The sequence below is a fragment of the Acinetobacter sp. YH12049 genome, from assembly GCF_013419875.1.
GTDB lineage: Bacteria > Pseudomonadota > Gammaproteobacteria > Pseudomonadales > Moraxellaceae > Acinetobacter > Acinetobacter amyesii.
In genome coordinates this window covers 1-8,849 of sequence record NZ_VOZH01000065.1, presented here as the reverse complement: position 1 = coordinate 8,849, position 8,849 = coordinate 1, and the positions used below count along the sequence as shown (strand labels likewise).

The following is an 8,849-nucleotide window of genomic DNA, read 5'->3' as shown; positions in this document are numbered from 1 at the left end:
TCGCAAGAGATACGATGGATGTCTGATTATTTGTAGTCATAAATTTAAGTCCCCACTTGTTTTTAAGTGGGGACTAAATTAAGGCTTATAGGATGAATTCATAAGGTGTGTTCAGCGGACGCTTACGGATCAATTAACCCAGCAAACGATGCAGATGACGGAAAAAGATCAGCTGCAACAGTTGATTCAACAGATTCGTGAATTGAACCGTGAAATTCAGCATCTAGTCGATCAATTGTTTCAGGTGGCTGAATATATTGAGTCTGGCAATGATTCTTTGACTCAACTCCTAAACCGCCGCTATCTCAGTACGATTATTTTACGTGAAATTACCTTTGCGCGGCAAAATGAAACGCCGTTGTCTTTGCTCGCCTTTGACGCGGATTATTTTAAAATGATCAATGATAAGTTTGGTCATGCGGCAGGTGATCTTGCGCTCAAATTTATTGCCGAAGCTTTACAGCGTTATAGTCAAGGTAGCGATTATGCATTCCGTATCGGTGGTGAAGAGTTCTTATTACTCTTGGTCGATACTGGTGTAAACCGTGCGATGAAAATTGCAGAAAATATTCGCCAATATATTGAAAAGGGTTTGATCCGAACGGCACAAGGTCAGCAATTTAGTTTTACCGTAAGCATTGGTTGTGTGCAGTATGATGGACATCCTGACTATCAGCGTTTCTTAGATGCCGCAGATCATGCCTTGTACGCAGCAAAAAATAATGGTCGAAACTGTATACAAGTCACAAAGCATTTGTCGTATATCTAATTCATCCTGAGAATAAAAAAACTCCCATATGTGGGAGTTTTTTTATGGGGAAATACGCTTTATGCGAGATGTACTGTAATTTAAACTTCAACAACAACATAGTATTTTTTGACAGCTTCGACAACTTCAAACTTGCCCTGAAAAGATGGGGGAATAATGCCCGCTTGGCCAGCAGAAACTTCGATATATCCGCCTTGTTGATCATGAATACGTACTAATCCTTCAAGGATTGTAAAAAACTCTTGTTTGTTCGGTGCAAAGACAATATTCCATGCGCCAACTTCACATTGCCAAATCCCGCAGTCCATATTGGGGTGTGCATACATGCTTGCAGTTTCACGTTTGGGATTGCCCTGAACCAAACGGTCTGGGCGAGGGAAGTCTATGCTGTGTTCGGCTTGCGCTAAACCCTGACCAGCAATATATACATCTGACATGATTCATCCTGAAAATAGTGCTTTGCTATCAAAGCAAATGATTTGGGACATTAAAACACAAATAAAAAAAGCCTCAAGAGTTTGAAGCTTTTTTAAAAGAACTGACGCTGAATGTTCTATTAATAGCTTTCAGGTACAGCACTTAGGAATTCACGGCGTTCTTCTTTATTGGTTTTAAAGTCACCGACAAAAGAAACGGTACGGGTTGTAGACTCTTGTTTACCCACACCACGCATCATCATACACATGTGAGCTGAATCAATCACCACAGCAACACCACGCGCGCCGGTCACTTCAGCCACAGCTTCAGCAATCTGCTGAGTAAGGTTTTCCTGAATTTGTAAGCGACGGGCAAACATTTCTGTAATACGTGCGAATTTTGATAAACCTAAAACATTGCCTTCTGGGAGATAAGCAATATGTACACGGCCATAAAAAGGCAATAAATGGTGCTCACACAAAGAATAGAATTCAATATTCTTAACTAAGACCATTTCACGGTTATCGGATGGGAAAACCGCATTGTTGGTCACTTCTTCAAGTGTCTGGCTATAACCAGAAGTAAGATATGAAAAAGCTTTAGCAGCACGCATAGGCGTATCTTTAAGACCTGGGCGATTCAGATCTTCACCAACGGCAGTTAGGATATTTGCGTAGGATTGCTGCATAGACATAAGACGTGTTCACTTACACTGAGAGATTGAACAAGGACGGCATTGTAGCAGAAAACTATTACAATGCCTTCTTTTGGAGTTAAATCCGATTATTGTTTAAACTGTGGGTTCTTTTCTGCACGTTTAAGCAGAACCAGTACAGCACCTGTACCGCCTTGTTTTTCTGGGGCGCTCACAAATGCCAATACATCACGGTGTTGACGTAACCAACTATTTACATAAGTTTTTAAAATTGCTTCTGGTCCTTTGCCATGCACAATTTTAATGACGTTTTGATTGTCATCTTTCGCCATTTGAATGATTTGCAGCACAGCCGAACGAGCTTCTTCTACAGTGCAACCGTGTAAGTCGACTGCTTCGAACCACCGTAGATTACCAGCTTTTAAATCTTCAAAAACTTTATGCTGTAAGGTTGCAATGCGATAGCTTAAAGCAGCTTGACTGGCAACAGGGTTGAGCATCGCTTGCGTATCAGAAAGTAATGCATCATCTGTTTCCATAGGACCAATTGCAGCAGCACGTTTAGCCAACGTTTGCGCATCAGGTTTTTTACGACCAACTTTTTCCATTTTTGCAATATTTCCTGTATTCATTTTTTGAACACCTTGCATTTGCTTTTGGAAAAGCGCGAAGTCTTCTTCCCGCTCTTGTTCAACAGTCTTTGGCGTTGGCTCAGGCTGTTTAGCAATCGTCGAGGAATGTGGATTCGTAATTTGCTTTTTAAAAGATTTCAGTAGGTTGTACTGATCTTTTGAAAGCGAAGAATCGTGTTTGCTCATAATGAAAAAACGGGAAATATACAAAAATTTAGTGCAATTATAGCCTTAAATGGCACTGATTTGAACTGGAAAGACTTTATATAAAGAAGATCTCTTAATTCATTACAAGTCCTATTTGGGCTTCAAAGTTGAATTAATTAATTTAATAACTTTTTTATTTTTATATTGTTCTGCAAGAGCTAATGCTGATTGTTCTTCATTAAATTTAGAAATACACACGATTTCGGTTGAAGCGCCTTTTTCAAGTAAATAAGAAATTATCTGATATTGATTTAGGCGAATAGCTTTACCTAATGGGGAGCATCTAGTGAAATAATATGTTTGTGGTTCAACTTCATCTACTACAAGTTCATTTATTTTTCTCAGCTTCATTTTTTTGATGAAAGAAATATCTGTGTGCTCGATAGCCGCCATAATTAAGGTGGTATCATAAAATTCATTGTTTTCACCAAAATTTAAATATTCAAGATACAAATTTTTGGCTTTTTCATAATTATCAATATCATTTTTCTGTGTCAGGTTCTTTATCGCATTTTGGAAAAAATCATTCATATCATCAAAATCATTTATTGCTGCATGGAACATGAATATATTTATTAAATATGGCTCATCAGCTAAATCCTTTTTCAATAAATGAGGGTTATCTTTATAAAAAATCTGTTCAAAATGATTTAATTTTTCCATGGAAATAGGGTGAGATTTAATATTGATTGGTTTTGATAAAGAATTTTTATGTTCTTTAGAAATAGAAAAATAGGTTGAATTTTCAATATTCTTGTTTTTAGTATTGACTGAGAAATTAATGACTATTGGTAAGCCTTGATAACTAATGATTTCAATTTGATTCTTATTGAAATCATAATTTTTGCCCTTTAGCACGTTAGTATTTATATTTGGAAAAATTTGATTTAGGTCAATCTGAGCAGCAATGATGCCTTCGGGCATAGTGGAAATATTAAAGTAGAGGATATGATTTTGGTCAATATGATACGGTGAGCCAGTATTCAGATTTATATTTTTTGCCCAACTTAACTGGTGTAGTGAAACCAAGATTAATGAAATGAATAGAAGAGTAGAAGAAATAATCGACTTCATTATTTTTAATTCTCAATTGAATAAAATTATAAAAAGGATGTGTAATTTTTTTAATATGGATGCAAAAGAGAAAAAGGGTGAGCGAACTCACCCTACATATTTCATTTATAATTTATCAGGCACACCAAAAAGCTCCTTAAACGCCTGATCAGGGCGTGGCTGCTTCATAAAACTTTCACCGACCAAGAAGGCATGAATGTCATGTTCTTGCATCATGGCAACATCCGCAGGTGTTGCAATACCGCTTTCTGTCACCAGCAGGCGAGAAGGCTCAAGTAACTTTTTCAAACGTAATGATGTATTGAGGTCAACATCAAAAGTTTTTAAATTACGGTTATTGACGCCTAGTAGACAGTTGTCAGAAATACGCATTGCACGCTCAAGTTCTTCTTCGTCATGTACTTCAACCAACACGTCGAGATTGTGCTCAAAAGCAGTTTTCGACATTTCTTCGAGTTGTTGATCAGACAAACAAGCCACGATTAATAAAATACAGTCCGCATGTAAAGCGCGTGCTTCAATTACACCATAAGGGTCAATTAAAAAATCTTTACGTAGCGCAGGTAAGTCACAGTTCGTACGTGCAATCTGAATGTTTTCATCGGCACCTTGGAAAAAATCCACATCGGTGAGAACAGACAAACATGCCGCACCAGCATCTTGATACTGCTGCGCAATTTCAGCAGGGTTAAAGTTTTCACGAATGATGCCTTTCGATGGTGATGCCTTTTTAATTTCAGCAATCACCCCCGGACGTTTAGAGCCGAGGTTTTGTGCAAAACCTCGAACAGGTGTAGCTGCTTGAGCTAGCTCTTCGACATCTTTATAGCTACGTTGTTTAAGACGGGCTGCAAATTCTTCTTTTTTACGTTCAACAATTTTACCCAAAATTGTATTGGCGATATCTACCATGATCTGTGTCCTAATCTTAAGCTTCGTATTCTTTTAAAGTTTTCGTAAATTCAGACAAAATGCCCATTTTTTCTAAGGCTTGACCGCCATAGATAATGTCATGTGCTAATGCAACACCTTGTTTATAGCTTTTGGTTAAGCCTGAAACATAAATGCCTGCGCCTGCATTTAGGGCAATCATATTCGCGGCTTTATCACCGAGTGCAGATTTGTTTTTACCTAAAGCATCTTTGATCAATTTTAGACTTTCAGCAGCACTATCTACAGATAGACCCGTTAAGGTTTGCGACTCGATATCTACAGTTTCAGGTTGAATTTCCCATTCAGTGACTTCGCCATCCTTGAGTTCAGCAACATAAGTACTTGATGCAAGGCTAATTTCATCTAAACCGTCTTTTGAATGCACCACCAAGACATGTTCTGCACCGAGTTGTTTTAAAACTTCAGCCATAGGACGACATAATTCTGTAGAGAAAACTCCAATCACAAAACGTTTTACGCCGGCCGGATTCGTAAGCGGGCCAAGTAGGTTGAAAATACTACGGAAGCCCAATTCTTTACGTGGACCAGCAGCATATTTCATGGCTTTATGATGATTAGGTGCAAAGAGGAAACCCACACCCATTTCACGAATACAGCGTTCAGTTTGCTGCATGCTTAGGTCAAGGTTAATTCCTGCTTGTTCTAAAAGATCAGAAGAGCCTGATTTTGATGAAACACCACGACCGCCATGTTTAGCAATGGTTGCACCTGCTGCTGCAATGACAAAACTAGACGCAGTAGAGACGTTAAATAAGTTTTGACCATCACCACCTGTACCAACGATATCCACTAAATGCGGTAAATCACTGACATCGATTTTGATCGCAAATTCACGCATTACACGTGCTGCGGCAGTGATTTCATCAATACTTTCACCTTTTTGGCGTAAGCCCATCATAAGTGCGCCAATTTGAGCATCGGTTGCTTCACCTTGCATGATGGTACGCATCACTTCTTCCATTTGAGGTTGAGTGAGTTCAATATTTTTAGTGATGTTATTTAAAGCTTGTTGAATATTCATAATATTTTTTGCACTCGATTAAGCGTAAATTTCTAAGAAGTTTTTAAAGATTTGATGGCCATGTTCACTAAGAATTGATTCAGGGTGAAACTGCACGCCTTCGACAGGCAATGTCTTATGTTTTACGCCCATGATTTCTTCCATCGTGCCATCTTCTTCATTGGTCCAGCAGGTCACTTCTAAACATTCAGGCAAAGTCGCTTGATCAATCACCAAAGAGTGATAACGCGTTGCTGAAAATGGCGAAGGGAGGTTGCTGAAAATGCCTTGATCGCTGTGATACATGTCAGATAAACGACCGTGCATCACTTTTTTAGCGCGAATAATATCGCCGCCAAAAGCTTGTCCTATGGCTTGGTGGCCTAAACACACACCGAGTAAAGGAATTTTTCCCGCAAAGTGTTGAATCGCAGGAATTGAAATACCTGCTTCACTTGGCGAACAAGGGCCAGGACCAATGACTAAATACTTCGGTTGCCATCGCTCGATATCTTCCAATGTCACGGCATCGTTACGTACAACTTTTACTTCCTGATTTAACTCGCCAAAATATTGGACGATGTTGTAGGTAAAAGAGTCATAATTGTCGATCATCAAAAGCATGAGCGTATTAACCTTTGAAATTTATGCACTTAACTGTGCTTAGAATAGTCCGAAATGATTCTAAATAGTTGTATATTGACCCAAATATCGTGTGGATATTTTAAATAGAAAAATAGTGAAATATTTAGAATGCAGCCAATCATAGCAAATATTATTCAATTTCTGCTGAACAATTTCGCCAAAGTTCATCGCAACTGAAATCATTTCAGCAAATTATCGACTTATAAATTTAGGATTTAAGTTGAACAAAGCAATAGGCTGAATTTAAGTGTTTAAAATGTGTTCAATTGATATTTTAAAAAGATCTGCTTACTGTCGTTAAAAATTGCAATTCAGGCTCTAGCTGGAAAAATATGAACCGTTTTGAAGCAAAATCACCAAAATGGAGCACAATTAATGCAAAGGTAGATTGATCAAAATTAAAACAAAATGGTTAAATCTACTTCAAAAAAAGAGTGCTTTAAGGGCTCAAAAAACCTAAATATCGATCATGAATATAGTGATTACGCTGGTATTTTTCCATCTAGAACTAGCTAAACCATTAGTTTCTATCGTATTTAAATTCGACCTTAAAGCTTGAATAAAATCCTAATAATTTTATCGTTGAAAGCGATTAATCATTTTGGTGCATACTGGTGCAAAACCAAGTTGCACTATTTTGATACACCTGCGAGAAGTTTTTAAACAAAAGTGATGAAGAGTGGCTGAATATGGTGCATTTACTGTTACACACAGTATAATAGTCGAAAAGCTAGGAGCTAAAATCTTCTATTCTGATAAGGAATTCAATATTTTAGCTTGGCTTTTAAAAGTTGGTACGGTAATTGCTTAATAACTACCAACTACTAACACGCACTTCAGTGTGCACAAAAAAATCATCGGAGCAAAATGAGCATGGCGAACAAGGTCCTTCAACTCATCCAAGAAAGTGGCGCAAAATGGGTCGATTTTCGCTTTACTGATACTAAGGGTAAAGAACAACACGTAACTTACCCAGCAGATTCAATCGACGAAGATACGTTTGAAGATGGCAAAATGTTTGATGGTTCTTCAATTGCTGGTTGGAAAGGCATTGAAGCATCTGACATGATCTTACGTCCAGATGCAGAAACTGGTTTTATCGACCCGTTCTTTGCAGAAGCTACAGTTGTTGTGACTTGTGATGTTATCGAACCTTCAACTGGTCAAGGTTATGAACGTGACCCACGCTCTATTGCTCGCCGTGCGGAAGAATACCTAAAATCAACTGGTATCGGTGATACTGCTTATTTTGGTCCAGAACCAGAATTCTTCGTATTTGACGAAGTAAAATGGGACATCGATATGTCTGGCGCGCGTCACACATTAATCGCTGAAGAAGCTGCTTGGTCTACTGGTAAAGATTACGAAGCGGGTAACTCTGGTCACCGTCCACGTGTGAAAGGTGGTTACTTCCCAGTTCCTCCTGTAGATTCTTCACAAGATATGCGTGCAGATATGTGTGCAAAAATCGAAGACATCATGGGCCCAGGTCGTGTAGAAGTACATCACCACGAAGTTGCATCTTGCCAGCTTGAAATCGGTGTAAGCTTCAACACTATGGTTCGTAAAGCGGACGAAGTTCAACAGTTTAAATATGCGGTTTGGAACGTTGCTCACCAATATGCTAAAACTGCTACGTTTATGCCTAAACCAATGGTTGGTGATAACGGTTCAGGTATGCACGTTCACATGTCGATCTCTAAAGATGGCAAGAACTTGTTTGCTGGTGATGAATACGCTGGTCTTTCAGAAATGGCGTTGTACTTCATTGGTGGTGTGATCAAACACGCTCGTTCATTGAACGCAATCACAAACCCATCAACTAACTCGTACAAACGTTTAGTTCCACATTTTGAAGCACCGATTATGCTTGCTTACTCAGCACGTAACCGTTCAGCTTCTATTCGTATTCCTTACGTTTCTAGCCCGAAAGGCAAACGTATCGAAGCACGTTTCCCAGATCCAATGATGAACCCGTACTTAGGTTTCGCTGCACTTCTTATGGCTGGTCTTGATGGTATTCAAAACAAGATCCACCCAGGTGAAGCTGCTGACAAGAACTTGTACGACCTTCCTCCTGAAGAAGAAGCTAAAATCCCTACAGTGGCTCATAGCCTAGATATGGCGCTTGAAGCGCTTGCTGCGGATCATGATTACCTTCTTAAAGGTGGTGTGTTCACTAAAGAAATGCTTGATGCCTACATCGAACTTAAAACTGAAGAAGTTCGTCGTCTTAACACGACTACTCACCCAGTTGAATTCGACATGTACTACAGCTTGTAATTCTGTACAGAATTTCACTGTAAAAAGACCCGCCTTGTGCGGGTTTTTTTATGGAATGGGTTAAGATAAAGCAAAGAGTTGAATGAATAGTAAGCGTCCGCTGAACCCCATGCCTATTTTTTAATTCGATTTAGGTTTCCAGCGGTGTGGTAGCAATTCTTCAATCTGAGTCACTTTATGTGTCGGCAACCTTTTCAGCACATCACTTAAATA

9 protein-coding genes and 1 pseudogene are annotated in these 8,849 nt (G+C 38.9%); 2 read left to right on the top strand and 8 right to left on the bottom strand.

Features of this window, described 5'->3' with window-relative positions; translation table 11 throughout:
• Positions 1-178 precede the first annotated feature (178 nt).
• Positions 179-769, top strand: a pseudogene (locus tag FTU05_RS16565) (GGDEF domain-containing protein); the annotation flags it as partial.
• A gap of 80 nt (positions 770-849) precedes the next feature.
• Here the strand turns inward: FTU05_RS16565 and FTU05_RS16560 are convergent.
• The 7 genes from FTU05_RS16560 to FTU05_RS16530 all read right to left on the bottom strand — a co-directional run bounded on the left by FTU05_RS16560 (position 850) and on the right by FTU05_RS16530 (position 6,332).
• Complete coding sequence (locus tag FTU05_RS16560) at positions 850-1,206, bottom strand: cupin domain-containing protein (RefSeq protein WP_180135018.1); 357 nt, start codon at positions 1,204-1,206, stop codon at positions 850-852.
• A 119-nt stretch (positions 1,207-1,325) separates the two neighbouring features.
• Complete coding sequence (gene folE, locus FTU05_RS16555) at positions 1,326-1,874, bottom strand: GTP cyclohydrolase I FolE (RefSeq protein ID WP_171262632.1); 549 nt, start codon at positions 1,872-1,874, stop codon at positions 1,326-1,328.
• A gap of 95 nt (positions 1,875-1,969) precedes the next feature.
• Positions 1,970-2,659 (bottom strand): Smr/MutS family protein, encoded by a 690-nt coding sequence (locus FTU05_RS16550; RefSeq protein ID WP_180166085.1) that lies wholly within the window; start codon positions 2,657-2,659, stop codon positions 1,970-1,972.
• 111 nt (positions 2,660-2,770) lie between these two features.
• Complete coding sequence (locus FTU05_RS16545; protein ID WP_180166083.1) at positions 2,771-3,754, bottom strand: hypothetical protein; 984 nt, start codon at positions 3,752-3,754, stop codon at positions 2,771-2,773.
• 105 nt (positions 3,755-3,859) lie between these two features.
• Positions 3,860-4,666 carry an indole-3-glycerol phosphate synthase TrpC gene (gene trpC, locus FTU05_RS16540; protein WP_180166082.1) on the bottom strand — a complete coding sequence of 269 codons (807 nt, stop codon included), beginning with the start codon at positions 4,664-4,666 and terminating at the stop codon, positions 3,860-3,862.
• 16 nt (positions 4,667-4,682) lie between these two features.
• On the bottom strand, positions 4,683-5,729 hold the full coding sequence (gene trpD, locus FTU05_RS16535) for an anthranilate phosphoribosyltransferase (protein ID WP_180166080.1): 1,047 nt from the start codon (positions 5,727-5,729) through the stop codon (positions 4,683-4,685).
• A gap of 18 nt (positions 5,730-5,747) precedes the next feature.
• Positions 5,748-6,332, bottom strand: coding sequence for an aminodeoxychorismate/anthranilate synthase component II (locus FTU05_RS16530; RefSeq protein ID WP_078190263.1), 585 nt, complete (start codon positions 6,330-6,332; stop codon positions 5,748-5,750).
• Positions 6,333-7,220: 888 nt separating this feature from the next.
• On the opposite strand from FTU05_RS16530, the gene glnA reads away from it, so the two are divergent.
• Positions 7,221-8,636, top strand: a complete 1,416-nt coding sequence (gene glnA / locus FTU05_RS16525) for a type I glutamate--ammonia ligase (protein ID WP_180166078.1) — start codon at positions 7,221-7,223, stop codon at positions 8,634-8,636.
• Between the two features lie 120 nt (positions 8,637-8,756).
• On the opposite strand, the gene FTU05_RS16520 is transcribed toward glnA, so the two are convergent.
• Positions 8,757-8,849: transposase domain-containing protein (locus FTU05_RS16520; protein WP_179993438.1), on the bottom strand; the 93-nt coding region annotated here is incomplete at its 5' end.

Coding starts and splice junctions, on each gene's coding strand:
- FTU05_RS16550 (WP_180166085.1), bottom strand. CDS start 2,659: ATGAGCAAACACGATTCTTCGCTTTCAAAAGATCAGTACAACCTACTG.
- FTU05_RS16560 (WP_180135018.1), bottom strand. CDS start 1,206: ATGTCAGATGTATATATTGCTGGTCAGGGTTTAGCGCAAGCCGAACAC.
- trpC (WP_180166082.1), bottom strand. CDS start 4,666: ATGGTAGATATCGCCAATACAATTTTGGGTAAAATTGTTGAACGTAAA.
- glnA (WP_180166078.1), top strand. CDS start 7,221: ATGAGCATGGCGAACAAGGTCCTTCAACTCATCCAAGAAAGTGGCGCA.
- FTU05_RS16530 (WP_078190263.1), bottom strand. CDS start 6,332: ATGCTTTTGATGATCGACAATTATGACTCTTTTACCTACAACATCGTC.
- folE (WP_171262632.1), bottom strand. CDS start 1,874: ATGCAGCAATCCTACGCAAATATCCTAACTGCCGTTGGTGAAGATCTG.
- trpD (WP_180166080.1), bottom strand. CDS start 5,729: ATGAATATTCAACAAGCTTTAAATAACATCACTAAAAATATTGAACTC.
- FTU05_RS16545 (WP_180166083.1), bottom strand. CDS start 3,754: ATGAAGTCGATTATTTCTTCTACTCTTCTATTCATTTCATTAATCTTG.